Annotated in this window: 25 protein-coding genes; 14 read left to right on the forward strand and 11 right to left on the reverse strand. The window is 52.8% G+C overall.

What is annotated here, in order from left to right; genetic code table 11:
- Positions 1–94: 94 nt before the first annotated feature.
- The 6 genes from tgt (at position 95) to OGY09_RS23560 (ending at position 5,686) form a co-directional block, all read left to right on the forward strand.
- On the forward strand, positions 95–1,222 hold the full coding sequence (tgt, locus tag OGY09_RS23535; RefSeq protein WP_003021535.1) for a tRNA guanosine(34) transglycosylase Tgt: 1,128 nt from the start codon (positions 95–97) through the stop codon (positions 1,220–1,222).
- A 22-nt stretch (positions 1,223–1,244) separates the two neighbouring features.
- A complete protein-coding gene (gene yajC / locus OGY09_RS23540; RefSeq protein ID WP_003021544.1) occupies positions 1,245–1,577 on the forward strand; it encodes a preprotein translocase subunit YajC in 333 nt (110 codons plus the stop codon).
- A 27-nt stretch (positions 1,578–1,604) separates the two neighbouring features.
- The gene (gene secD / locus OGY09_RS23545; protein ID WP_003021547.1) at positions 1,605–3,452 is read left to right on the forward strand and encodes a protein translocase subunit SecD; all 1,848 of its coding nucleotides are present in this window, start codon (positions 1,605–1,607) and stop codon (positions 3,450–3,452) included.
- Between the two features lie 10 nt (positions 3,453–3,462).
- Entirely contained in the window at positions 3,463–4,434 is a 972-nt protein-coding gene (gene secF / locus OGY09_RS23550; protein ID WP_003021550.1) for a protein translocase subunit SecF, read from the forward strand.
- A 170-nt stretch (positions 4,435–4,604) separates the two neighbouring features.
- A complete protein-coding gene (locus OGY09_RS23555; protein ID WP_032942527.1) occupies positions 4,605–4,970 on the forward strand; it encodes a VOC family protein in 366 nt (121 codons plus the stop codon).
- 23 nt (positions 4,971–4,993) lie between these two features.
- Positions 4,994–5,686 (forward strand): helix-turn-helix transcriptional regulator, encoded by a 693-nt coding sequence (locus tag OGY09_RS23560; RefSeq protein ID WP_032942528.1) that lies wholly within the window; start codon positions 4,994–4,996, stop codon positions 5,684–5,686.
- A 45-nt stretch (positions 5,687–5,731) separates the two neighbouring features.
- Here the strand turns inward: OGY09_RS23560 and OGY09_RS23565 are convergent, their stop codons facing one another.
- The gene (locus OGY09_RS23565) at positions 5,732–6,595 is read right to left on the reverse strand and encodes a nucleoside-specific channel-forming protein Tsx (RefSeq protein WP_003021561.1); all 864 of its coding nucleotides are present in this window, start codon (positions 6,593–6,595) and stop codon (positions 5,732–5,734) included.
- A 298-nt stretch (positions 6,596–6,893) separates the two neighbouring features.
- The gene (locus OGY09_RS23570) at positions 6,894–7,433 is read right to left on the reverse strand and encodes a SadB/YajI family lipoprotein (protein WP_032944319.1); all 540 of its coding nucleotides are present in this window, start codon (positions 7,431–7,433) and stop codon (positions 6,894–6,896) included.
- A gap of 153 nt (positions 7,434–7,586) precedes the next feature.
- On the opposite strand from OGY09_RS23570, the gene nrdR reads away from it, so the two are divergent.
- From nrdR to pgpA, 6 genes are all read left to right on the forward strand, one after another.
- Positions 7,587–8,036: a transcriptional regulator NrdR gene (gene nrdR, locus OGY09_RS23575; RefSeq protein ID WP_003021571.1), complete on the forward strand. Its 450-nt coding sequence runs from the start codon at positions 7,587–7,589 to the stop codon at positions 8,034–8,036.
- 3 nt (positions 8,037–8,039) lie between these two features.
- Positions 8,040–9,143, forward strand: a complete 1,104-nt coding sequence (gene ribD, locus OGY09_RS23580) for a bifunctional diaminohydroxyphosphoribosylaminopyrimidine deaminase/5-amino-6-(5-phosphoribosylamino)uracil reductase RibD (RefSeq protein ID WP_008783929.1) — start codon at positions 8,040–8,042, stop codon at positions 9,141–9,143.
- 90 nt (positions 9,144–9,233) lie between these two features.
- Positions 9,234–9,704, forward strand: coding sequence for a 6,7-dimethyl-8-ribityllumazine synthase (gene ribH / locus OGY09_RS23585; protein ID WP_003021575.1), 471 nt, complete (start codon positions 9,234–9,236; stop codon positions 9,702–9,704).
- 19 nt (positions 9,705–9,723) lie between these two features.
- Entirely contained in the window at positions 9,724–10,143 is a 420-nt protein-coding gene (gene nusB, locus OGY09_RS23590; protein ID WP_000801129.1) for a transcription antitermination factor NusB, read from the forward strand.
- A 77-nt stretch (positions 10,144–10,220) separates the two neighbouring features.
- Complete coding sequence (gene thiL, locus OGY09_RS23595) at positions 10,221–11,198, forward strand: thiamine-phosphate kinase (protein WP_008783930.1); 978 nt, start codon at positions 10,221–10,223, stop codon at positions 11,196–11,198.
- Entirely contained in the window at positions 11,176–11,694 is a 519-nt protein-coding gene (gene pgpA, locus OGY09_RS23600; protein WP_003021578.1) for a phosphatidylglycerophosphatase A, read from the forward strand. Before thiL ends, pgpA begins: the two co-directional genes overlap by 23 nt.
- A gap of 99 nt (positions 11,695–11,793) precedes the next feature.
- On the opposite strand, the gene yajO is transcribed toward pgpA, so the two are convergent.
- Genes yajO through xseB form a run of 4 tightly spaced genes read right to left on the reverse strand, consistent with a single transcriptional unit; the run spans position 11,794 to position 15,854 of the window.
- Complete coding sequence (gene yajO / locus OGY09_RS23605; RefSeq protein ID WP_008783931.1) at positions 11,794–12,768, reverse strand: 1-deoxyxylulose-5-phosphate synthase YajO; 975 nt, start codon at positions 12,766–12,768, stop codon at positions 11,794–11,796.
- A gap of 56 nt (positions 12,769–12,824) precedes the next feature.
- Positions 12,825–14,687: a 1-deoxy-D-xylulose-5-phosphate synthase gene (gene dxs, locus OGY09_RS23610; RefSeq protein WP_003830996.1), complete on the reverse strand. Its 1,863-nt coding sequence runs from the start codon at positions 14,685–14,687 to the stop codon at positions 12,825–12,827.
- Between the two features lie 24 nt (positions 14,688–14,711).
- Positions 14,712–15,611, reverse strand: a complete 900-nt coding sequence (gene ispA / locus OGY09_RS23615) for a (2E,6E)-farnesyl diphosphate synthase (protein WP_008783932.1) — start codon at positions 15,609–15,611, stop codon at positions 14,712–14,714.
- Positions 15,612–15,854 (reverse strand): exodeoxyribonuclease VII small subunit, encoded by a 243-nt coding sequence (gene xseB / locus OGY09_RS23620; RefSeq protein WP_003021586.1) that lies wholly within the window; start codon positions 15,852–15,854, stop codon positions 15,612–15,614. It abuts the gene before it with no gap.
- 197 nt (positions 15,855–16,051) lie between these two features.
- On the opposite strand from xseB, the gene thiI reads away from it, so the two are divergent.
- Entirely contained in the window at positions 16,052–17,500 is a 1,449-nt protein-coding gene (gene thiI, locus OGY09_RS23625) for a tRNA uracil 4-sulfurtransferase ThiI (RefSeq protein ID WP_008783933.1), read from the forward strand.
- Between the two features lie 65 nt (positions 17,501–17,565).
- Here thiI and OGY09_RS23630 read toward each other — a convergent pair whose 3' ends face one another.
- From OGY09_RS23630 to panE, 3 genes are read right to left on the reverse strand one after another with little or no spacing between them, the layout of a single operon-like run.
- A complete protein-coding gene (locus OGY09_RS23630; protein WP_032942529.1) occupies positions 17,566–18,648 on the reverse strand; it encodes a hypothetical protein in 1,083 nt (360 codons plus the stop codon).
- 32 nt (positions 18,649–18,680) lie between these two features.
- The gene (gene yajL / locus OGY09_RS23635; RefSeq protein WP_032942530.1) at positions 18,681–19,271 is read right to left on the reverse strand and encodes a protein deglycase YajL; all 591 of its coding nucleotides are present in this window, start codon (positions 19,269–19,271) and stop codon (positions 18,681–18,683) included.
- Entirely contained in the window at positions 19,234–20,145 is a 912-nt protein-coding gene (panE, locus tag OGY09_RS23640; protein ID WP_032942532.1) for a 2-dehydropantoate 2-reductase, read from the reverse strand. The genes yajL and panE overlap by 38 nt, the downstream gene beginning before the upstream one ends.
- A gap of 174 nt (positions 20,146–20,319) precedes the next feature.
- On the opposite strand from panE, the gene OGY09_RS23645 reads away from it, so the two are divergent.
- Positions 20,320–20,811 carry a YajQ family cyclic di-GMP-binding protein gene (locus OGY09_RS23645; RefSeq protein WP_003831002.1) on the forward strand — a complete coding sequence of 164 codons (492 nt, stop codon included), beginning with the start codon at positions 20,320–20,322 and terminating at the stop codon, positions 20,809–20,811.
- Between the two features lie 46 nt (positions 20,812–20,857).
- On the opposite strand, the gene OGY09_RS23650 is transcribed toward OGY09_RS23645, so the two are convergent.
- On the reverse strand, positions 20,858–22,222 hold the full coding sequence (locus OGY09_RS23650) for an MFS transporter (protein WP_032942533.1): 1,365 nt from the start codon (positions 22,220–22,222) through the stop codon (positions 20,858–20,860).
- Positions 22,223–22,443: 221 nt separating this feature from the next.
- Positions 22,444–23,334, reverse strand: a complete 891-nt coding sequence (gene cyoE, locus OGY09_RS23655) for a heme o synthase (RefSeq protein ID WP_003831005.1) — start codon at positions 23,332–23,334, stop codon at positions 22,444–22,446.
- Positions 23,335–23,344 lie beyond the last annotated feature (10 nt).

The raw sequence follows: 23,344 nt of genomic DNA on the forward strand, positions 1-23,344 counted from the left end.
GCCTTCGCCAGTGGGTTAATATATTTTTACTCCGTGGAGTGATTCCGTGGGGAAAGTTTAATCATCAGACTGTCTCTCTGATGCAGGAGAAAAAATGAAATTTGAACTGGATACCACAGACGGTCGCGCGCGCCGCGGCCGCCTGGTTTTTGATCGTGGCGTAGTAGAAACGCCTGCTTTTATGCCGGTCGGTACTTACGGCACAGTAAAAGGCATGACGCCGGAAGAAGTTGAAGCGACCGGCGCACAGATTATCCTCGGCAATACTTTCCACCTGTGGCTGCGCCCGGGTCAGGAAATCATGAAACTGCACGGCGATCTGCACGATTTCATGCAGTGGAAAGGGCCAATCCTTACCGATTCCGGCGGCTTCCAGGTGTTCAGTCTGGGCGATATCCGCAAGATTACCGAGCAGGGTGTGCATTTCCGTAACCCGATCAACGGCGATCCGATTTTCCTCGATCCTGAGAAGTCAATGGAGATTCAATACGATCTCGGTTCCGATATCGTGATGATCTTCGACGAATGTACACCGTATCCGGCCGACTGGGACTATGCTAAACGCTCAATGGAGATGTCTTTGCGTTGGGCGAAGCGCAGCCGTGACCGTTTTGATAGCCTCGGCAACAAAAATGCGCTTTTTGGCATCATTCAGGGCAGTGTTTACGAAGATTTACGTGATATCTCCGTCAAAGGTCTGGTAGATATCGGCTTTGATGGCTACGCTGTCGGCGGTTTGGCTGTCGGTGAGCCGAAGGAAGATATGCACCGCATTCTGGAACATGTTTGCCCGCAGATTCCGGCAGATAAACCGCGTTACCTGATGGGCGTCGGCAAACCAGAAGATCTGGTTGAGGGCGTGCGTCGCGGTATCGATATGTTTGACTGCGTGATGCCAACGCGAAATGCCCGTAATGGTCATTTGTTTGTGACTGACGGCGTGGTAAAAATTCGTAACGCGAAACATAAAAGCGACACCAGTCCGCTCGATGCTGAGTGTGATTGTTACACCTGTCGCAATTATTCGCGCGCTTACTTGCATCATCTCGACCGTTGCAACGAAATATTGGGCGCGCGACTCAACACGATTCATAACCTTCGCTACTACCAGCGTTTGATGGCGGGTTTACGCAAGGCTATTGAAGAGGGTAAATTAGAGAGCTTCGTGACCGATTTTTACCAACGTCAGGGTAGACCAGTTCCACCTGTGAACGTTGATTAATTTTAATAATGAGGGAATTTGAATGAGCTTTTTTATTTCTGATGCGGTAGCGGCAACAGGTGCTCCGGCGCAGGGCAGCCCGATGTCTCTGATTCTGATGCTGGTGGTGTTTGGTCTGATTTTCTATTTCATGATCCTGCGCCCACAGCAAAAGCGTACCAAAGAACACAAGAACCTGATGAACTCCATTGCGAAAGGCGATGAAGTACTGACTAACGGTGGTCTGGTGGGTCGCGTGACTAAAGTAGCAGAATCTGGCTACATCGCTATCGCGCTGAACGACACCACTGAAGTGGTTATCAAACGTGATTTCGTAGCTGCCGTTCTGCCGAAAGGCACCATGAAGGCGCTGTAATTTATTGTTTTCCCAAAGGGAACTGCCGTGTTAAACCGTTATCCTTTGTGGAAGTATGTCATGCTGATCGTCGTTATTGTCGTCGGTCTGCTCTATGCGCTTCCCAACCTGTATGGTGAGGATCCGGCTGTTCAAATCACTGGCGTGCGCGGTGCCGCCGCCAGTGAGCAAACGCTGATCCAGGTCCAGAAAACGTTACAAGAAGATAAAATCACACCTAAGTCTGTGGCTCTGGAAGAGGGTGCTATTCTCGCGCGCTTCGACTCCACTGATACCCAACTGCGCGCACGTGAAGTATTAATGGGCGTACTGGGCGATCAGTACGTCGTGGCGCTTAACCTTGCTCCGGCAACCCCGCGCTGGCTGGCTGCCATTCACGCAGAACCGATGAAACTCGGTCTTGACCTGCGTGGCGGCGTTCACTTCCTGATGGAAGTGGATATGGACACCGCGCTGAGTAAGTTGCAGGAACAAAATATCGATAGCCTGCGCAGCGATCTGCGTGAAAAAGGCATTCCTTATACTACCGTTCGCAAAGAAGATAACTACGGTCTGAGCATCACTTTCCGTGATAGCAGCGCCCGTGATGAAGCTATCTCTTACCTGAGCAAACGTCACCAGGATCTGGTTATTTCCAGCCAGGGCAGCAATGCTCTGCGTGCGGTAATGACCGATGCGCGCCTGAGCGAAGCCCGTGAATACGCGGTACAGCAGAACATCAACATTCTGCGTAATCGTGTTAACCAACTGGGTGTTGCTGAGCCGGTGGTACAACGTCAGGGTGCTGACCGCATTGTGGTCGAACTGCCGGGTATTCAGGATACCGCGCGTGCGAAAGAAATTCTGGGCGCAACCGCGACGCTGGAATTCCGTCTGGTAAATACCAACGTTGACCAGTCTGCTGCGGCATCCGGGCGTGTACCGGGTGACTCGGAAGTGAAACAATCTCGTGAAGGTCAGCCGGTTGTACTGTACAAGCGCGTGATCCTGACCGGTGACCATATCACCGACTCCACTTCCAGCCAGGACGAATACAATCAGCCGCAGGTTAACATCTCGCTGGATAGCGCAGGTGGTAACATCATGTCCAACTTCACCAAGGACAACATCGGTAAGCCGATGGCGACCCTGTTCGTGGAGTACAAAGACAGCGGTAAGAAAGATGCCAACGGTCGTGCAGTACTGGTGAAGCAGGAAGAGGTGATTAACATCGCCAATATCCAGTCTCGCCTGGGTAACAGCTTCCGTATCACCGGTATCAACAACCCGAACGAAGCACGCCAGCTTTCCCTGCTGTTACGTGCCGGTGCGTTGATTGCGCCGATTCAGATTGTTGAAGAACGTACCATCGGCCCAACCCTGGGTATGCAGAACATTAAACAGGGTCTGGAAGCATGTCTGGCCGGTCTGGTGGTGTCTATCCTGTTCATGATCTTCTTCTATAAGAAGTTCGGTCTGATTGCGACCAGTGCGCTGATTGCTAACCTGGTGCTGATTGTCGGTATTATGTCGTTGCTGCCGGGTGCTACGCTGAGTATGCCGGGGATTGCGGGGATCGTCTTAACCCTTGCCGTCGCGGTCGATGCGAACGTACTGATCAACGAACGTATCAAAGAAGAGTTGAGTAACGGGCGTTCGGTGCAGCAGGCCATCAATGAAGGTTATGCGGGCGCATTTAGCTCCATCTTTGATGCGAACATTACGACGCTGATCAAGGTCATCATCCTGTACGCAGTTGGCACCGGGGCAATTAAAGGGTTCGCGATTACTACCGGTATTGGTGTGGCGACGTCGATGTTTACCGCGATTGTCGGTACACGTGCCATCGTAAACCTGTTGTATGGCGGCAAGCGCGTCAAAAAGCTGTCAATCTGAGGAGTGCGAAGTGGCACAGGAATATACTGTTGAACAATTGAACCACGGCCGTAAAGTCTGGGACTTTATGCGCTGGGACTACTGGGCTTTCGGCATTTCAGGTTTCCTGCTGATTGCGGCCATCGTGGTGATGGGCGTACGCGGGTTTAACTGGGGTCTCGATTTCACCGGTGGTACGGTTATTGAAATCACGCTGGAAAAACCGGCCGATATGGACGTGATGCGCGATGCGCTGGAGAAAGCGGGCTTCGTTGATCCGCTTCTGCAGAACTTCGGCAGCAGCCACGACATTATGGTACGTATGCCGCCAACTGAAGGTGCAGACGGCGGTCAGGTGCTGGGTAGCAAAGTGTTGAGTGTGATTAACGAATCCACCAACCAAAACGCCGCGGTGAAGCGAATTGAATTCGTGGGTCCGAGCGTGGGTGCAGACCTGGCGCAAACCGGTGCGATGGCGCTGATGGCGGCGTTGATCTCCATCCTGGTGTACGTCGGTTTCCGCTTTGAGTGGCGACTGGCGGCTGGGGTAGTTATCGCGCTGGCGCACGACGTGATTATCACACTTGGGATCCTGTCGTTGTTCCATATCGAGATTGACCTGACTATCGTCGCATCACTGATGTCGGTAATCGGTTACTCGCTGAACGACAGTATCGTTGTATCTGACCGTATTCGTGAAAACTTCCGCAAAATTCGTCGCGGTACGCCTTACGAAATCTTTAACGTGTCACTGACTCAAACGCTGCACCGTACGTTGATTACGTCCGGTACAACGTTGATGGTTATTCTGATGCTGTTCCTGTTCGGTGGTCCGGTACTGGAAGGATTCTCGCTGACCATGCTTATCGGTGTTTCTATCGGTACTGCGTCTTCTATCTACGTGGCATCGGCGCTGGCGCTGAAGCTGGGTATGAAGCGTGAGCACATGCTGCAGCAGAAGGTCGAGAAAGAAGGGGCGGATCAACCGTCGATTCTGCCTTAACCCATCCAGGAGTGAAGATACTGGAATCCCGATCGCAAGGTCGGGATTTTTTTTGCCTGTGAATTAGCGACAGGTAATTATCTTTTCCTGTCGCCACACTACTGACAGTATGCTGTCAGTAGCCCTGTCATATAGTCCTCCTGAGATTACCCACACAGGCAGGAGGAAGTATGAGCAATGTAATTAATTGGTTTGAAATCCCCGTGGTACAAATGGATCGCGCCATCGCTTTTTATGAGCCAGTAATGCAGGTTTCTTTGCGCCGGGAGAACATGGACTGCGCTGAGCTCGCCGTATTTCCGCATCAGGATCCCGCTCCCGGCGGGGCGCTGGCTAAATTTGACGGTATTACGCCTTCAGCGCAGGGCGCTATTATTTATCTGCATACGGACGATTTGGCTGCAACGCTTGAACGCGTCGCCACTGCTGGCGGTCAGTGTGTGTTTGGCCCACTCGAACTGGGGCAGGACATTGGTACGATTGCGCTATTTACTGACAGCGAAGGCAATCGTGTTGGTTTACATCAACCCGCGTAATATTTTCAGCACTGAGGATTAAAATGAGCAGACGCGCCGACCGCTTGTTTCAGATTGTGCAAATCCTGCGTGGCAGGCGAGTGACAACGGCGGCGCTGCTGGCAGAGCGTCTTGAGGTTTCTGAACGGACGATTTATCGCGATATCCGCGATCTCTCTTTATCCGGTGTGCCTATTGAAGGCGAAGTGGGCAGCGGATACCGCTTAATGGCCGGGTTTGATCTACCGCCGTTGATGTTAACGCATCACGAATCAGAAGCATTGATGGTAGCGATTCGATTGCTGAAAACATGGGGTGGGGATTCACTCTCACAGGCGTTGGAATCCGCGCAGGAAAAAGTGTTGGCGATATTGCCGCCAGAGAGTCGGCGCAGAGCCGAGCAAACGCGGATTTTCGCGCCAGATTTTGGTAATCAGCCGCATTCACGCAGTGCCTTCGATCTCATACATCGCGCGGTTTCAGCCCAGCAGGTGCTGGCGCTGCATTATCGCGATGAGTCCGGGAACCTCTCCTGGCGCGACGTTCAGCCGCTGGGATTATTTTTCTGGGGCGAGCACTGGCTGCTGGTTGGCTGGTGCGAGAAGCGTGACGATTATCGTTGCTTTCGCGTTGATCGATGTCTGAAGATTACGCCACTCGACAGGCATTTTCGCGAATCGGCAGATCGCTCGCTAAGTGACTTTTTGCGTAAAGTACGCTGTGAAGACCAGCCATAAAAAAGCCAGCGGTTAAGCTGGCTTGTCTGCGAAACATTGTCTGGATTAGAAGTTGTAACCTACGACCAGGTAACCACCCCAACCGGTAGATTTCGCGCTGAAGTCGCCTTCGCCCCAGTTCAGGGTATCTCCACCTTTCCACTGGCCGCCGTTATGGAAGTAACGCGCTACGACGGAGTAGTGCCAGTGATCGTAGTTCAGCGCCAGGACGTGGCTGGATGCGATAGAGTTGCTGGTGCGGTTCGGATCATCACCCAAATCTGAGCCCCAGTCGAAGTTGGTGAAGCCGATGTAGGTCAACTGGCCGCCCCAAACCTGGGTGATCGGCACAAAGTATTTCACTTTGAAACGGTAGCCATCCCACTCGTTTTCGTTGGATGCGCCATAGTTCTGCCACTGGTATTTAGCATACACGTTCAGGGACAGACCCATCGGCAGACCGGTATCGATATCGGTACCCAGACCCATATACCAGGTGCTCTGGCGGCTGGCTTTGTTATCACCCATATCGTAGATGTAGTTGTTGGCGAAATACCATTCTTTGAACGGACCAAAGCTCAGGTCAGCACCGGTCAGTTTGTCGATGGAGAAACGCGGTTCGATTTCCATAAACAGCGGGGAACCGTCAGACCAAATACCTTTATCGTTGCCGTTACCCCAGTCGAAGGTTTTCGGAATATCGATGTAGCCATAGAAGTCAAACCAGTCTTTTTTGGCAAACGCTTCGTATTCCAGATACACGTCGTTGTTCAGTTTCGGGGAGAAACGGGTGTGATAGCTACCCACCACGTTGACACTCTGGTGCCACCAGTCGGACAGATATTGCGGTTTGTCATTTTCTGCTGCGTTGGCAGTAAAAGACGAGGAGAGCGCCAGCACTGCACCGGCTGCAAGTAATGTTTTTTTCATATGTATGCCACTGTTTGAAATCCCTTTCGGGAGTGAAAAATGCGCAATTTGCGTTTCTAAATATTTCGTAATTCTTCGGAGCCTATTATAAAAATCATTGTTCACAAAAATATGTCTTGTTTCACAGTTCTATCATTTACGTAATCGATTGCGTTCACGTTTGCGTACTTTAGGCGGCGAATTGTACTGGCTCCCATGAATGTTGCCAAGTTTTACCAGAAATATCGGTTATGTCAGGGGAGTAACAAAAAGAAGCGGAGTGATGTTGCGGAACGCACAAAACGTTCCGCAAAAAAGTTTATTGGCTAACAGGCTGGACGTCGTGGATGCGCACAAATCCTAACTGATCTGGAGTGAGGCCATTCATCTGTAACGGAATGTCTACGTCGCTGGGAGCTAGAATACTCGCCGGAGCGTTGACCAATTGGTTATGAACGTTCACTTCCTGATAGTTGTCCGTGGTGCCCTGAATTTGCCCGTACTCGACGGTGGCGCTAAAGGCGGGTAAAGGCGTGTTGGATTCACCCTGAATTCGTAGCGTCAGGCGCGTACCATCGGCGTTCGGTGCAATGTTCACCAGCGACATGCGTAAGGTGCCAATCTGGCTGTCCAGTCGTGCCGGGGTTTTGGAGCCGGGCAGCAGATAGGCGCCGCTGGTTGATTTTGCATTCAACATATTTTGTTGCGTAATTTTTACCGTTTCCTGATTAAGCTGCGTCATCTCTTTATTCAACGTGCTAACGCTTTGATGCATCTGGCGTACTTCGCTTTGCTGTGCGCAGGCACTAAGACTAAAGAGACTTCCCACCAGGAGAATTCTTAGGTAACGTCTTGTCATTGTGATTACTTCCTTCATTGTCGCGATAGCATAATGGTAGTGTGCACTGAGCACGAAGGCATCGATCCTTTGTCTCAAAAGCGCAGCGCCTTTGTTGTCACGGCAGTTCAGGGTAAAATAGATTCTGTTAACCACTGAGGTACAGGACGCCGTATGCATTGCCCATTCTGTTTCGCCGTAGACACTAAGGTAATTGACTCTCGTCTTGTAGGCGAGGGCTCCTCGGTACGCCGCCGTCGGCAGTGTCTGGTTTGTAACGAACGTTTCACCACTTTTGAAGTGGCTGAACTTGTCATGCCGCGCGTTGTGAAAAGCAACGATGTGCGTGAACCCTTTAATGAAGAAAAGCTGCGCAGCGGCATGCTCAGAGCGCTTGAGAAACGGCCTGTCAGCGCAGATGACGTCGAAATGGCGTTAAACCATATCAAATCACAGCTGCGTGCGACGGGCGAGCGTGAGGTGCCGAGCAAGATGATTGGCAACCTGGTGATGGAGCAGTTGAAAAAGCTCGATAAAGTCGCCTACATCCGCTTTGCCTCTGTCTACCGGAGTTTCGAAGACATCAAAGAATTTGGCGAAGAGATTGCTCGCCTACAGGACTAAGCCATGCAGGATGAATTGTACATGGCGCGCGCGCTAAAGCTTGCTGCGCGCGGACGTTTTACCACTCACCCTAACCCCAACGTGGGCTGCGTGATTGTGAAAGATGGGGAGATCGTCGGTGAAGGATATCATCACCGAGCGGGCGAACCGCATGCCGAAGTTCATGCTCTGCGGATGGCTGGAGAAAAAGCGCAGGGGGCAACTGCCTACGTGACGCTTGAACCCTGTAGTCATCATGGTCGCACGCCGCCGTGTTGCGATGCACTGATTGCGGCGGGGGTGTCGCGTGTGGTTGCCGCGATGCAGGATCCCAATCCGCAGGTAGCAGGTCGTGGCCTCTATCGCTTGCAGCAGGCGGGCATTGACGTCAGCCACGGGCTGATGATGAGCGAAGTTGAGCAACTGAATAAAGGCTTCCTCAAGCGCATGCGTACGGGATTCCCGTATCTTCAGCTTAAGCTTGGCGCGTCGCTTGATGGCCGTACAGCGATGGCCAGCGGTGAAAGCCAGTGGATCACCTCGCCACAGGCGCGCCGTGATGTGCAACGCTTGCGCGCGCAAAGCCATGCCATTTTAACCAGCAGTGCGACGGTGCTGGCAGACGACCCTCAGCTTACCGTGCGTTGGTCGGAGCTTGGGGAGTCAACTCAGGCGAGTTACCCGCAGGAAGAGCTGCGTCAGCCAATCCGCATTGTTCTTGATAGCCAGAATCAGGTCACACCGGCGCACCGAATTGTGCAACAGCCTGGAGAAACCTGGATTGTCCGGACTGAAGACGACCCTCGTAGCTGGCCGGAGACGGTGCGCAGCCTGAAGGTGCCGGAACATAACGGGCATCTGGATCTGGTGGTGCTAATGATGCAACTGGGCAAACAGCAAATTAACAGCATTTGGGTTGAAGCAGGCCCAACACTCGCCGGGGCATTATTACAGGCCGGTTTGGTCGATGAGCTAATCGTGTATGTTGCGCCTAAACTGTTAGGCAGCGATGCGAGAGGATTATGTGTGCTTCCAGGCCTTGAGAAACTGGCTGACGCACCCCATTTCAAATTCAATGAGATACGCCAGGTGGGCCCGGACGTTTGCCTGCATTTAACGACTGCGTGAGGCTTTCTGATTTAGAGGAAGCAGCGCACAGAATATTATGATAAAATCCGCCCCCCTTACGGGGCCATAAATCGAACCCGAAGGAAGAATATGAACATTATTGAAGCTAACGTTGCTACCCCGGACGCTCGCGTCGCCATCACCATTGCGCGTTTCAACAACTTTATCAATGACAGCCTGCTGGAAGGTGCTATCGACGCCCTGAAACGTATTGGCCAGGTTAAAGATGAAAACATTACCGTTGTTTGGGTTCCTGGTGCATATGAGCTGCCACTGGCGGCTGACGCACTGGCAAAAACCGGTAAATACGACGCGGTGATTGCGCTCGGTACGGTGATCCGTGGCGGTACCGCGCACTTCGAATATGTGGCTGGCGGTGCAAGCAATGGCCTGGCGCATGTCGCTCAGGACAGTGGCATTCCGGTAGCCTTCGGTGTTCTGACCACCGAAAGTATTGAACAAGCCATCGAACGTGCTGGCACTAAAGCCGGTAACAAAGGCGCAGAAGCTGCACTGACTGCGCTTGAAATGATTAATGTATTGAAAGCCATCAAGGCCTGATTTTTGTAAGGGGAAATCCGTGAAACCTGCTGCTCGTCGCCGCGCCCGTGAGTGTGCCGTCCAGGCGCTCTACTCCTGGCAGTTGTCCCAGAACGACATCGCTGATGTTGAATACCAGTTCCTGGCGGAACAGGACGTTAAAGATGTCGACGTTCTGTATTTCCGTGAACTGCTGTCCGGGGTGGCGACTAACAGCGCGTACCTGGATGGATTAATGAAGCCTTACCTGTCTCGTCTGTTGGAAGAGCTGGGTCAGGTAGAAAAAGCCGTACTGCGTATTGCGCTGTTTGAATTGTCTAAACGTAGTGATGTGCCGTACAAAGTGGCCATCAACGAAGCGATTGAACTGGCAAAAACCTTCGGCGCTGAAGATAGCCACAAATTCGTGAACGGCGTACTGGATAAAGCAGCACCTGTGATTCGCCCCAACAAAAAGTAATCCCGAGGCCGGCTGGATGGTGGAACCTGTTTCCGCTGTCCCCGGCTTTTTCTTTTTTTTCTGCTGAGGCATAACGTATGGCATGTGGCGAGTTTTCCCTGATTGCCCGTTATTTTGACCGCGTAAGAACTTCTCGTCTTGATGTCGAAACCGGTATTGGTGACGACTGCGCACTTCTGAACATCCCTGAAAAACAAACGCTGGCGATCAGTACCGATACGCTGGTGGCAGGCAACCACTTCCTCCCCGACATTGATCCGACCGATCTCGCCTGGAAAGCGCTGGCGGTGAATTTGAGCGATCTGGCGGCGATGGGGGCGGATCCTGCGTGGCTGACGCTGGCGCTCACGTTACCTGACGTCGATGAAGCCTGGCTGGAAGCCTTCAGCGATGGCCTGTTTGAACTCCTCAATTACTATGATATGCAGCTGATTGGTGGTGACACCACGCGTGGGCCGCTGTCGATGACGCTGGGTATCCATGGCTACGTCCCCGTTGGGCGGGCCTTAAAACGCTCAGGCGCGAAACCGGGTGACTGGATTTATGTTACCGGCACGCCGGGCGACAGTGCGGCCGGGCTGGCGATTTTGCAGAACCGATTGCAGGTTGCAGATGCAACAGACGCGGACTATCTGCTGCAACGTCATCTGCGTCCCACGCCGCGTATTTTGCAGGGACAAGCCCTGCGCGATCTGGCCAGTGCGGCTATCGATCTCTCCGATGGCCTGATTTCCGATTTGGGACACATCGTTAATGCTAGCGGCTGTGGCGCACGGGTTAACGTTGATGTGCTGCCATACTCCACGGCATTGTCACAGCACGTTGAGCCGGAACAGGCCCTGCGCTGGGCGCTCTCGGGAGGTGAAGATTATGAGTTATGCTTTACCGTACCGGAAATTAATCGTGGTGCGCTGGAAGTGGCGCTGGGAAATCTCGGCGCAGCGTTTACCTGCATTGGGCAGATGAGCGCGGACGTGGAAGGCATTCACTTTACGCGCGATGGAAAACCCGTCACGTTTGACTGGAAAGGATATGACCATTTTGCCGCGCCTTAAAAAAGATGTCGCCAAAAGCCGCCTGAGTATGCGCAATCCGTGGCACCTGTTAGCCACCGGTTTTGGCAGCGGGCTGAGCCCAATTGTTCCAGGCACGATGGGATCGCTGGCGGCGATCCCTTTTTGGTATTTAATGACTTTTCTGCCGTGGCAGCTGTATTCGCTGGTGGTGATGTTATCTATCTGTATCGGCGTTTATCTGTGCCATCAAACGGCGAAAGATATGGGCGTGCACGATCACGGTAGTATTGTCTGGGACGAGTTTGTCGGGATGTGGATTACCCTGATGGCGCTGCCGACCAACGACTGGCAGTGGGTTGCCGCCGGATTTGTGATTTTCCGTATTCTGGATATGTGGAAGCCGTGGCCGATTCGTTGGTTTGATCGCAACGTGCATGGCGGGACGGGGATCATGATCGACGATATTGTGGCCGGGATACTCTCTGCCGGAATTTTGTATTTTATCGGTCATCACTGGCCGGTAGGTATCATTTAACCCTTTTCAGCGGCTATTGTAGGCCCGATAAGCGCCGCGACATCGGGCGATCAGTGCCGGATGCGCTATGCTTATCCGGCCTACAATCTACAACCTCGCTTATTTAAATCCCACCACCGGATGCTGTTTGTACGGCGTTTCCAGCTCGGCAATCTGCTCCGGCTTCAACGTTAAATCCACCGCGTTGAGCAACTCATCCAGCTGTTCCTCACGCGAAGAGCCAATAATTGGCGCTGCCACGCCGGGTTTGCTCAGCAGCCAGGCCAGCGCAACCTGTGCCCGCGTTACACCCAACTCCTCACTGACACCGGTCAGTCGTGCGGCGATTTGCGCGTCGTTTTCATCGCTCTCGTTGTACAAATTTTTACCGACTTCATCGGAAACCAGACGTGCGGTTGTTTCTCCCCAGGGACGCGTCAGGCGACCACGCGCCAGCGGGCTCCATGGGATAACGGCCACGCCTTCCTGATAGCAAAGCGGCAGCATTTCGCGTTCTTCTTCGCGGTAGATTAGGTTGTAGTGATCCTGCATGCTGACGAACTGCGCCCAGCCGTGTTGCTTCTGTAAGGCCAGAGCCTGGGCAAACTGCGAAGCGTGCATGGATGAGGCGCCAATATAGCGAGCTTTACCGGCTTTCACGACGTCGTTTAGAGCCTCCAGCGTTTCTTCGATTGGCGTGTTGTAATCCCAGCGGTGAATTTGCAGGATGTCCACATAGTCCATACCCAGGCGTCTGAGGCTATCGTCGATTGAGCGCAGAATTTGTGCGCGGGATAATCCTTCCGCTAAATCATCAACCTGGTGAAAAACCTTGGTAGCGACCACGACATCTTCGCGGCGGGCGAAATCACGCAGCGCGCGGCCGACAATCTCTTCGCTGCTGCCAGCGGAGTAGCTGTTGGCGGTATCGAAAAAGTTAATGCCGCCCTCAAGGGCGTGTTTGATTATCGGGCGGCTGCTTTCTTCAGGTAGCGTCCAGGCGTGATTGCCGCGATTGGGTTCGCCAAATGTCATGCAACCCAGGCAAAGGCGGGAGACCCGTAGGTCGGTTTTTCCTAAGATGTTGTATTTCATCAATCCACTCCTGCTTAGCTCGTGATGAATTAAGCATAGCAGGAGCGGGGAGGGGATTATGCCAGCCAGGCCTTGATTTTGGTCTCAATTCCGGCGGCATTCAAACCCAGATCGGCACGGGCTTCATCCTGAGTTCCCTGCGGGATGAAGAAGTCTGGTAGGCCAATGTTCAGCACCGGGACGGGCTTACGATGGGCCATCAGCACTTCGTTTACGCCGCTGCCAGCACCACCCATAATGGCGTTCTCTTCAATGGTAACCAGCACCTCGTGTTGGGCAGCCATTTCAAGGATCAACGTTTCATCCAGTGGTTTTACAAAGCGCATATCGACCAGCGTGGCGTTCAGCGACTCTGCGACCTGAGCGGCTTCCGGCATCAGGGTGCCAAAGTTGAGAATTGCCACTTTTTCCCCGTGACGTTTCACGATGCCTTTACCAATTGGCAGTTGTTCCAGCGGGGTCAGCTCAACGCCTACCGCGTTGCCGCGTGGGTAGCGCACGACCGTTGGACCGTCGTTGTAGTGATAGCCGGTGAACAGCATCTGGCGGCATTCGTTTTCATCACTCGGGGTCATGATGACCATTTCCGGGATGCAGCGCAGGAAGGAGAGATCGAACGCCCCCTGATGGGTTTGTCCATCTGCGCCAACAATCCCTGCCCGGTCAACGGCGAAAAGGACCGGCAGTTTCTGGATGGCTACATCGTGCAGCACCTGATCGTAGGCGCGTTGCAGGAAGGTTGAGTAAATGGCTACCACCGGCTTGTAGCCGCCAATCGCCAGACCGGCAGCAAATGTCACCGCGTGCTGCTCGGCAATCGCCACATCGAAATAGCGATCCGGGAACTTACGTGAAAACTCCACCATTCCGGAACCTTCGCGCATTGCCGGGGTGATTGCCATCAGCTTATTGTCTTTCGCCGCGGTCTCGCACAGCCAGTCACCGAAAATTTTTGAATAGCTCGGCAGACCGCCGCTGCTTTTCGGCAGGCATCCGCTGGACGGATCAAATTTTGGTACCGCGTGGAACGTAATCGGATCTTTTTCCGCAGGCTCATAGCCACGACCCTTTTTGGTCATGATGTGCAGGAACTGCGGGCCTTTCAGATCGCGCATGTTTTTGAGCGTAGTAATAAGCCCCAGCACGTCGTGACCGTCCACCGGACCGATATAGTTAAAGCCCAGTTCTTCAAACAGAGTCCCCGGCACAACCATACCTTTAATGTGTTCTTCGGTACGTTTGAGCAGTTCTTTAATCGGCGGCACGCCGGAGAAGACTTTCTTCCCGCCTTCGCGCAGCGATGAGTAGAGTTTGCCAGAGAGCAGCTGTGCCAGATGATTGTTCAGCGCGCCAACGTTCTCTGAAATCGACATTTCGTTGTCGTTGAGGATAACCAGCATGTCGGGCCTAATATCGCCCGCGTGGTTCATCGCTTCAAACGCCATCCCTGCGGTGATGGCACCATCACCAATCACACACACGGTACGGCGCTCTTTACCTTCTTTCTCGGCGGCAACGGCAATACCGATACCTGCGCTGATGGAGGTAGAAGAGTGCCCAACGCTCAGTACGTCATACTCGCTTTCACCGCGCCATGGGAACGGATGCAGGCCGCCTTTCTGACGAATGGTGCCGATTTTATCGCGGCGACCAGTCAGAATTTTGTGCGGATAAGCCTGATGTCCCACATCCCAGATTAACTGGTCAAACGGGGTGTTGTAGACATAGTGCAGCGCGACGGTGAGTTCCACCGTGCCCAGACCAGAGGCGAAGTGCCCGCTGGAACGGCTTACGCTGTCGAGCAAATAGCGGCGCAGTTCGTCGCAAAGCTTTGGCAGGCTCTCTTTTGGCAGCAGACGTAACTCCTGGGTGGAGTCGACCAGCGCCAGGGTCGGGTATTTGGCTATATCAAAACTCATCGCAAGCTCATGGGATATGTTGGTTTATTTATCACGCTGGATTATGTAGTCCGCTAGCGCTTCCAGTGCCGAGGTATCGAGTGACTGTGCGGCCAGCAGACTTAGCGACTGGCGGGCATCCTCGATTAAATCCCGGGCTTTATTCTGGGCTTGCTCAAGACCCAGAAGTGCAGGATAGGTACTTTTGCCAAGCTGCTGGTCAGCACCCTGACGTTTACCCAATGTTGCAGTATCGCCTACCACATCCAGGATGTCATCCTGAACCTGGAAAGCCAGACCGATGCTTTCTGCGTATTTGTCGAGTATTGGCAGGCATTCTCGCCCTTTATCGCCAGCACTTAACGCCCCCAAACGCACGGCGGCGCGAATCAATGCTCCGGTTTTATGGCGGTGAATCCGCTCCAGTGCATCCAGCTCAACCTGATGACCTTCAGCTTCCAGATCCAGTGCCTGGCCGCCGCACATACCGGCGATGCCGCTGGCCTGAGCCAGTTCAGAGATCATCGCGATGCGGTCACGGTCAGTGACTTCCGGCATTGGGGCGTCGCTGATAATGGAGAATGCCAGCGTTTGTAGCGCATCTCCGGCCAGGATCGCATTTGCCTCGCCAAATTTTACGTGGCAAGTCGGCAGACCGCGTCGCAGGTCATCGTCATCCATCGCGGGCAAATCATCGTGCATCAGCGAATAGGCATGAATGCATTCGACGGCGGCAGCGGGAGCATCAAGCGTACTCAGGCTGACACCAAACATCTGACCGGTCGCATACACCAGGAACGGGCGCAGGCGTTTACCGCCTAATAATGCGCCATATTGCATGGTTTCTACCACGGGAGTGTTCTGAAAGGGCAGTGGCGCGATAAAACGGCTCAGTGCCTGGTTTGCCTGCTCAACGCAAGCCTGTAGCTGCTGCGTAAAATCCATTTACTCATTATCCGGTGTAAAAGGCGTAAGGGCGGCGTCTTCAGTATCTGACAGCAGGATTTGTACGCGCTGTTCAGCCTGTTGCAATTTGACCTGTCCCTGACGCGCCAACTGTACGCCACGTTCGAATTCGTTCAACGCTTCTTCTAACGGCAGGTCGCCGCCTTCCAGACGGGTAACAATTTGTTCCAGCTCGCTCAGCGCGGTTTCAAAACTGGCGGGCGCTTCATTTTTCTTCGGCATAATGAATGTCTGACTCTCTGTATTGGCAGCACAAGACTATGGTAACGGACTCGCACTGATAAGCAAATAACGCGCAATGTGCACAGTAGCCGCGTGATGGTGATATACTTGCGCGCCTGGATGCAGTCGCGGGTATGGGCTGCTGTATTTTTTTTCCATTACAAGTCATTCAGACTTGCCTAAGAACCATTGCCGCCATGAAGTTTATCATTAAATTGTTCCCAGAAATCACCATCAAAAGCCAATCTGTGCGTTTGCGCTTTATAAAAATTCTGACAGGGAACATTCGTAACGTTTTAAAGCACTATGATGAAGACCTTGCCGTTGTCCGTCACTGGGATCACGTTGAGGTTCGCGCTAAAGATGAAAGCCAGCGCCTGGATATTCGCGACGCGCTGACCCGTATTCCGGGTATCCACCACATTCTCGAAGTAGAAGACGTGCCGTTTACCGATATGCACGATATTTTCGAGAAGGCACTGGTGCAGTATCGCGATCAACTGGAAGGTAAAACCTTCTGTGTTCGCGTGAAGCGTCGCGGGAAGCATGAGTTTAGCTCCATTGAGGTGGAACGTTATGTTGGCGGTGGACTGAACCAACATATTGAATCTGCACGCGTGAAGCTGACGAAGCCGGATGTGACCGTTAATCTTGAAATCGAAAACGACCGTCTGCTGCTGGTTAAAGGCCGCTATGAAGGTATTGGTGGTTTCCCGATTGGGACGCAGGAAGACGTACTGTCGCTGATTTCCGGCGGTTTCGACTCTGGTGTATCCAGCTACATGCTGATGCGTCGCGGCTGCCGTGTACACTATTGCTTCTTTAACCTTGGCGGCGCAGCGCATGAAATCGGCGTTCGCCAGGTGGCGCATTACCTGTGGAATCGCTTCGGTAGTTCGCATCGCGTGCGTTTTGTTGCTATCAACTTTGAACCGGTGGTCGGTGAGATCCTGGAGAAAGTTGATGACGGCCAGATGGGCGTGGTTCTCAAACGTATGATGGTTCGCGCGGCGTCGAAAGTCGCTGAGCGCTACGGCGTACAGGCGCTGGTAACCGGTGAAGCACTGGGCCAGGTGTCCAGCCAGACGCTGACCAACCTGCGTCTGATCGATAACGTTTCTGACACCCTGATCCTGCGCCCGCTTATCTCCCATGATAAAGAGCACATCATCAATCTGGCGCGTGAAATTGGCACCGAAGACTTTGCCCGTACCATGCCGGAATACTGCGGTGTAATTTCAAAAAGCCCGACGGTGAAAGCGATCAAAGCGAAGATTGAGGCCGAAGAAGAAAACTTCGATTTCTCTATCCTCGATAAAGTGGTTGAAGAAGCGAACAATATCGATATTCGCGATATCGCCCAGCAGACGCAGCAGACCGTGGTAGAAGTGGAAACCGTGAGCGGTTTCGGCCCGAATGACGTAATCCTTGATATCCGTTCTGTGGATGAACAGGATGATAAACCGCTGAAGGTTGAAGGTGTGGACGTCGTTTCTCTGCCATTCTACAAGCTGAGCACTAAATTCGGCGATCTGGACCAGAGTAAAACCTGGCTGCTGTGGTGTGAACGCGGGGTGATGAGCCGTCTGCAGGCGCTTTATCTGCGCGAGCAGGGCTTTGAGAACGTGAAGGTGTATCGCCCGTAATTGAGTAAACATCGTGTTGTAGGCCGGATAAGGCGGTTACGCCGCCATCCGGCAATATAACGATATTATTCAAAACGAACGGGAAGCGTCTTCCCGTTCGACTCCCAGACCCCCTGATAGACACCGTCTTTTAACTCCAGCGTTATCTTCTCTTGCGATTGTTCAGCCGCAGATGTCTTCAGTTCATAATGTTGATTGTCGTCTGTGTCGCATTTGCCGGTCAATTCAATCGGTGCGCCAAATTTTTGGTAAAAGTAAGCCCCTTCAAAAAAATCACCGTATTTGCAGTCCACCTTCAATACAATACGCATGCTTTTTCCCAGCGTGCCGTACATGACTTTGCCGTCAATGCCGGGCGCTGGCGAAACTGGTGTTGTACTCTTTGCGGTAGTCAGATATTGGCCGTACGGTGTGAGTCGATTTTGCAGTTCCGTGGTTGGGATTTTCGTTGTGAAATCACCCAACTCGTCGAGCGCACGGCTGGCGTGGTTGCTACAGCGTCCGTTCAGGAAAGCCAGATGGTCTTTTTGCAGGGAGAATTTGTCGATGTAGTACAAACCGTCGGTGTAGGTTGCGCACGATGCGTAGAATTCGGCATAGTTAAAATCTTCACCTTTCTCTTCTTTTATTTGTTCTGGTGTTTGCGAATTATGCGCCGTAACAAAGGTATCGATTTGGCCGCGGATATCTTTTCTGGTGCGGGTGTTTAATTCGGCGATTGTAGCCCGGGAAAAGAGATCGTTAAGGGTAATTGCCGCACCGCTGGCTAAATCGAAGCTGATCGGCACATTGTACGACTCGCAATACGCCCCGCAACCTTCGATAAACATATTCATGGTCAGGATTTTTGCGTCGCGATACTCAACCGTGTAGTCAAGGTTTGCGGTGGGATTCATGGCTGATTTCGCAAACTGATTTACTGTGGCCTGTGGAGTATTGCCCGGTAGCTGATTGATAAAGCTTGCGAAAATATAATCGTTAATGCGTTTTGCAACTTTGGGGTTATCCGTCGAGGAAAACCATGGCAAGCGATACTGCATTTCAGTGCTTCCGGGATAGCGATATTCAATACTCTTTATTTCGAGTTGCGTCGCTGTGGCATAACCGGAAAGGAGCAGTAAAGCCACTCCACTCAGATATCCTTTCATTATGATTCCTTATAAGGGAGTGGCTCGAAGATTTACTCGTAGTAGTTATAGATTCCCGCGGCCATCACCAGTTGTGACGCCACCTCGTGAGCTTTTTCGCGACTCACCAGAAGATCAATGATTTTCAAACCGAAATCAATGGAAGTCCCCGGTCCCTGGCTGGTTAACAGGTTGACGCGAGGATCCCATACGACGCGCTTGTCCTGCCACTGGTCAGCGGGAATTTGGTCTTTCAGCGCCGGAAAACCGGTCATGTTACCGATGGGGAAAATATCGTGTGGGACGAGTACGGTGGCGGCCGCGGCGCAAATTGCCGCGACAATGCGCCCGGAACGATGAAACTGTTTCACGGTTTCGATAAGCAGCGGGCTGTCGCGAAAACACTCGGCGCCTTTAATACCGCCCGGCAGCACGATAATGTCGAAATCGCCGTCAGCAACTTCGACTAATGGCGCATCCGCTAGCAGCTTCACTCCGCGTGAGCACACGATCGCCAGGTCGCCATCGCTGGCGACGCTGGCGGTCGTGACCTTAATTCCGCCGCGCACCAGCAGATCGATAGTGGTGACCGCTTCGGTCTCTTCACTACCAGGGGCGAGACATACCAGTGCTTGAGCGCTCATACTCACTTTCCTTTCTCTTTACCATTTCAAACAGTTGGGCGTTTTCCGGGACGGCGATGCCGTGCGCACGGGCGCGTTTTAACAAATATCCGGTAATGTAGTCGATCTCTGTATGACGCAGGGCACGAATGTCTTGCAGCATTGATGAGATATTTTCCGCCGTACTGTCAATCACTTGCTCGACATAATAGCGTAAATCATCCACAGATGTGTGGTGGCCTTCGCGTTCAATGACCGCGGCCACTTCCTCGCAGATGAGTGCTATTTTTTCAGGATGATGGCGTAACTCGCCGTTTGGGCAATCCCATAATGCGGTCAGCGGGTTAATGACGCAGTTGACGGCCAGCTTTCGCCACAGCTCGGCGCGAATAGTGTCGTGCCAGGCGACGTCCGGTAGCACCTCTTGCAGGACTTCAGCCAGATAACTGAAATCACCGTCTTGTTCACGCGCAGGACCAATGCGCGTTGTTCCCTGAGCGACATGAATGATGACGTTGCCGTCACGGCGTGCCGCGTGGGTGGTGGTGCCTATCAGCAGAGGTTGCTTAATGTTATGCAGCTCTTCAATTGTCCCCATGCCGTTGTGAATCAGCAGAATGGGAGTAGTTTCAGGCAGAATTGCGGCCAGGCCTTTTACCGCATCAGAAACCTGCCAGGCTTTCAGGGTGACCAGTAGCAGGTCGCTTTTTGCCAAAAAGTCGGGGTCGTTTGCCGTCAGGGATTCATTAAAAACTGACCCATCCGTGTCGATCAGGTTTACGCTGCAATAGGGTTGCGGTACGCGTAGCCACCCTTGCACCTCATGTCCATGTTTGCATAGCGCGGTAAGCCAAAGCTGTCCTAGCGCTCCACATCCCAGTACGGTAATTTTCATTCTTCCTCCTCACCTGCAACAGCACCAGGTGTTAATCCATATCGGCCGTACCCCATTATTGTTCGCAGGTATCAGTACCACGTACAATTAAAGGATACAGCCTAGTATAGCGCTGTCTGTTGGGTAACTTTGCAGGTATTATGCTTCGCATCAAAAATGAAGGGAGAGGAAAAGATGCCATCTTTCGATATTGTCTCTGAAGTTGATCTTCAGGAAGCCCGTAACGCGGTAGATAACGCCAGCCGCGAAGTGGAGTCACGCTTTGATTTTCGTGGCGTTGAAGCGACTTTTGAGCTGAATGAGTCAAATAAGACGATTAAGGTGCTGAGCGAATCTGATTTTCAGGTCAATCAGTTGCTGGATATTCTGCGTGCCAAGCTGCTCAAACGCGGTATTGAAGGCACGTCGCTGGACGTACCAGAAACCTTCGTGCACAGCGGTAAAACCTGGTTTGTTGAAGCTAAGCTGAAACAAGGCATTGAAAGTGCAGTGCAAAAGAAGATCGTTAAGCTGATCAAAGACAGCAAACTGAAGGTGCAGGCGCAGATTCAGGGCGAAGAAATCCGTGTAACCGGCAAGGCGCGTGACGACCTGCAATCCGTTATGGCGCTGGTTCGCGGCGGCGACCTCGGTCAACCGTTCCAGTTCAAGAACTTCCGCGATTAAGTCGTTATGTCAGATGGCGTAAGCCGCCATCTGACAAATCTCATCTTTACGCCTGCCTGATGGCCTGCTCAACCTCAAATCGATTGGTGACTTTGCTGTCGATTTTCACGTAGGCCGAATGTTCTTTCGCGACAATTAACACTTCGCTTATCCCTTCTTTAGCCAGCAGACGCTGCTTCAGGGTGTCATCCGCAGCAATTTCCGGTGGGATTTCCACCCGCAGGCTGCTGACATACGGCGGCTCTTTCATTGTACTCGCCACCAATAACCACACTGCCGCCAGAAGCGCACCGGCCAGGAATACGGCCTGACCATCAAACATTTCAACCACCCAACCGCCGAGCGAACCGCCAATCGCCACGCCAAGAAACTGGCTGGTGGAGTAAACGCCCATTGCCGTGCCTTTATAGCCAGCCGGAGACTCTTTACTGATAAGCGAGGGGAGGAGGGCTTCCATCAGGTTGAAGGCGAGGAAGAATATCTGCACGCCCGCAATCAACCCCCAGAAACGCACGTTAGCGCTCCACAATACAATCTCTGCAATAAGTATCAGTAACACGCAGGCGAGGAACACGCGTTTCATGCGGCGCTTCACTTCGGCGTAAATGATGAACGGCACTACGGAAACAAAGGACAGCAGCATCGTCACCAGATAAATTTTCCAGTGCTCTGCGGCGGGGAAGCCTGCTTTCGCCAGTTGACCTGGTAAGGCGACGAAGGTGGACATCAGCAATATGTGCAGACACATGATGCCAAAGTTGAGCTTCAGCAGTTTGGGCTCTGCCAGCACTTTGCTGAAGCTGCCTTTTACCATGCCCGACTCGCGGTTCAGCACGTGGGTAGTGCTATTGGGAACGACCCAAATGGTCAGCACGATACCCGTGGTAGCAAGGGCTGCAATCATCCAGAACAGCGCGTGTAGCCCCAGCGCATGGGTAACGATTGGTCCCAGCACCATCGCAATGGCGAAGGTGATACCAAAGCTGACGCCGATAAACGCCATCGCTTTGGTACGGTTTTGCTCACGGGTTAAGTCGGAAAGCAGCGCCATTACGGCAGCCGCAATCGCGCCAGAGCCTTGCAAAGCCCGGCCAAGAATAATTCCCCAGATTGAATCGGAGAGAGCAGCAATTATGCTGCCGAGAACAAATACCGCCAGCCCGCCGACAATAAGCGGCTTACGACCGATGCGGTCAGAGAGCAGGCCAAAGGGGATCTGGAAGACGGCCTGGGCCAGACCGTAAATGCCGATAGCAAGGCCTATCAGCGCTTCGCTGGCACCCTGTAGCGCCATACCGTAAGTGGTCAGAACCGGCAGGACCATAAACATGCCAAGCATGCGCAAAGAGAATACGGTCCCTAAACCCCAGGTGGCGCGCAACTCACCGGGCGTCATTTTGTAATCGTTCATTCCCACCTCTGTATTAATTTCGCGCCTAGTGTAAAGCGCTAAGCAGGCTGGGTAAATATGCGCTTTATTAACAAATGTTGGGGTTGTGAGGGGCGTCGGCTGGAGACGAAAATGCCGGATAGCGATCTGAACGTAACTTATCCGGCCTACAAGCTATATGCTTTTTGGTAGGCCGGATAAGGCGTCAGCCGCCATCCGGCATAGAAGGTGTGACGATTAACTTACCAGACGTAAGTCAGCAGGTTCTGCGAGTTTGGCACCATAAAGTCGACGGACATCATCACGGAAAGCGCGGTAATGGCGATGATGGAGAAACCGAACAGCTTGCGCGCCCAGACTCTGTCATCTTCCACTTTATAACCGCGCAGCGCCATGCCCAACCACCAGACGCTCACCGCTGCTGCAACAATCAGGTATTTATAACCTGCATAGCCGCCCAGGGTTAGCATCAGCGTGGCGATAGCAAATGCCACGATATACAGCGTGATATGGTTCTTCGCGACCGAAATGCCTTTTACCACTGGCAGTACAGGGATGTTGGCAGCCTGATAATCCTTGAAGCGGAAAATCGCAATCGCGTAAGAGTGCGGCATCTGCCACAGGCTGAAAATAGCCAGCAGAATCAACGCACCGCTATCGAACTCACCGGTTACGGCACAGTAGCCAATCACCGGTGGCGCAGCGCCGGAGAGTGAGCCAATCAGCGTGCCATAAACGGAATGGCGCTTCATGTACAGGCTATAAACGCCCACATAGACCACGAAGCCCATTACCCCCAGCCAGCAGGCCAGAGGGTTCGCGCCAAACCACAGCAGCATAAAGCCAGCAATACCCAGCAGGGTGGCGTATACCAGCGAGACCGCAGGGGAAATCAGACCTTTAACCAGCACGCGGTTTTTGGTCCTCTCCATCTTCCTGTCGATATCCCTGTCGATGTAGTTGTTAAATACACAACCCGACGCCACAACCAGTGACACCCCAACCAGCGTGTAGATAAACAGGGGATAATCAATGCTGCCTTTCGAGGCCAGCAGGAATCCCCCAATCACCGAGATCAGGTTGCCAAAGATGATGCCTGGTTTCGTTACTTGCAGGTATTGCTTAAACATCATAATCGCCGCT

It is taken from the genome of Citrobacter sp. Cpo071 (assembly GCF_030332765.1).
Classification (GTDB): domain Bacteria; phylum Pseudomonadota; class Gammaproteobacteria; order Enterobacterales; family Enterobacteriaceae; genus Citrobacter; species Citrobacter portucalensis.

Excerpts from the sequence above, each read along its gene's own strand:
- dxs (WP_003830996.1), bottom strand. The coding sequence starts at position 14,687 with ATGAGTTTTGATATAGCCAAATACCCGACCCTGGCGCTGGTCGACTCC.
- cyoE (WP_003831005.1), bottom strand. The coding sequence starts at position 23,334 with ATGATGTTTAAGCAATACCTGCAAGTAACGAAACCAGGCATCATCTTT.
- yajL (WP_032942530.1), bottom strand. The coding sequence starts at position 19,271 with ATGAGCGCTCAAGCACTGGTATGTCTCGCCCCTGGTAGTGAAGAGACC.
- OGY09_RS23570 (WP_032944319.1), bottom strand. The coding sequence starts at position 7,433 with ATGACAAGACGTTACCTAAGAATTCTCCTGGTGGGAAGTCTCTTTAGT.
- ispA (WP_008783932.1), bottom strand. The coding sequence starts at position 15,611 with ATGGATTTTACGCAGCAGCTACAGGCTTGCGTTGAGCAGGCAAACCAG.
- OGY09_RS23645 (WP_003831002.1), top strand. The coding sequence starts at position 20,320 with ATGCCATCTTTCGATATTGTCTCTGAAGTTGATCTTCAGGAAGCCCGT.
- OGY09_RS23560 (WP_032942528.1), top strand. The coding sequence starts at position 4,994 with ATGAGCAGACGCGCCGACCGCTTGTTTCAGATTGTGCAAATCCTGCGT.
- panE (WP_032942532.1), bottom strand. The coding sequence starts at position 20,145 with ATGAAAATTACCGTACTGGGATGTGGAGCGCTAGGACAGCTTTGGCTT.
- OGY09_RS23555 (WP_032942527.1), top strand. The coding sequence starts at position 4,605 with ATGAGCAATGTAATTAATTGGTTTGAAATCCCCGTGGTACAAATGGAT.
- ribD (WP_008783929.1), top strand. The coding sequence starts at position 8,040 with ATGCAGGATGAATTGTACATGGCGCGCGCGCTAAAGCTTGCTGCGCGC.
- ribH (WP_003021575.1), top strand. The coding sequence starts at position 9,234 with ATGAACATTATTGAAGCTAACGTTGCTACCCCGGACGCTCGCGTCGCC.
- yajC (WP_003021544.1), top strand. The coding sequence starts at position 1,245 with ATGAGCTTTTTTATTTCTGATGCGGTAGCGGCAACAGGTGCTCCGGCG.
- nrdR (WP_003021571.1), top strand. The coding sequence starts at position 7,587 with ATGCATTGCCCATTCTGTTTCGCCGTAGACACTAAGGTAATTGACTCT.
- thiL (WP_008783930.1), top strand. The coding sequence starts at position 10,221 with ATGGCATGTGGCGAGTTTTCCCTGATTGCCCGTTATTTTGACCGCGTA.
- tgt (WP_003021535.1), top strand. The coding sequence starts at position 95 with ATGAAATTTGAACTGGATACCACAGACGGTCGCGCGCGCCGCGGCCGC.
- OGY09_RS23650 (WP_032942533.1), bottom strand. The coding sequence starts at position 22,222 with ATGAACGATTACAAAATGACGCCCGGTGAGTTGCGCGCCACCTGGGGT.
- pgpA (WP_003021578.1), top strand. The coding sequence starts at position 11,176 with ATGACCATTTTGCCGCGCCTTAAAAAAGATGTCGCCAAAAGCCGCCTG.
- thiI (WP_008783933.1), top strand. The coding sequence starts at position 16,052 with ATGAAGTTTATCATTAAATTGTTCCCAGAAATCACCATCAAAAGCCAA.
- xseB (WP_003021586.1), bottom strand. The coding sequence starts at position 15,854 with ATGCCGAAGAAAAATGAAGCGCCCGCCAGTTTTGAAACCGCGCTGAGC.
- yajO (WP_008783931.1), bottom strand. The coding sequence starts at position 12,768 with ATGAAATACAACATCTTAGGAAAAACCGACCTACGGGTCTCCCGCCTT.
- OGY09_RS23565 (WP_003021561.1), bottom strand. The coding sequence starts at position 6,595 with ATGAAAAAAACATTACTTGCAGCCGGTGCAGTGCTGGCGCTCTCCTCG.
- OGY09_RS23630 (WP_032942529.1), bottom strand. The coding sequence starts at position 18,648 with ATGAAAGGATATCTGAGTGGAGTGGCTTTACTGCTCCTTTCCGGTTAT.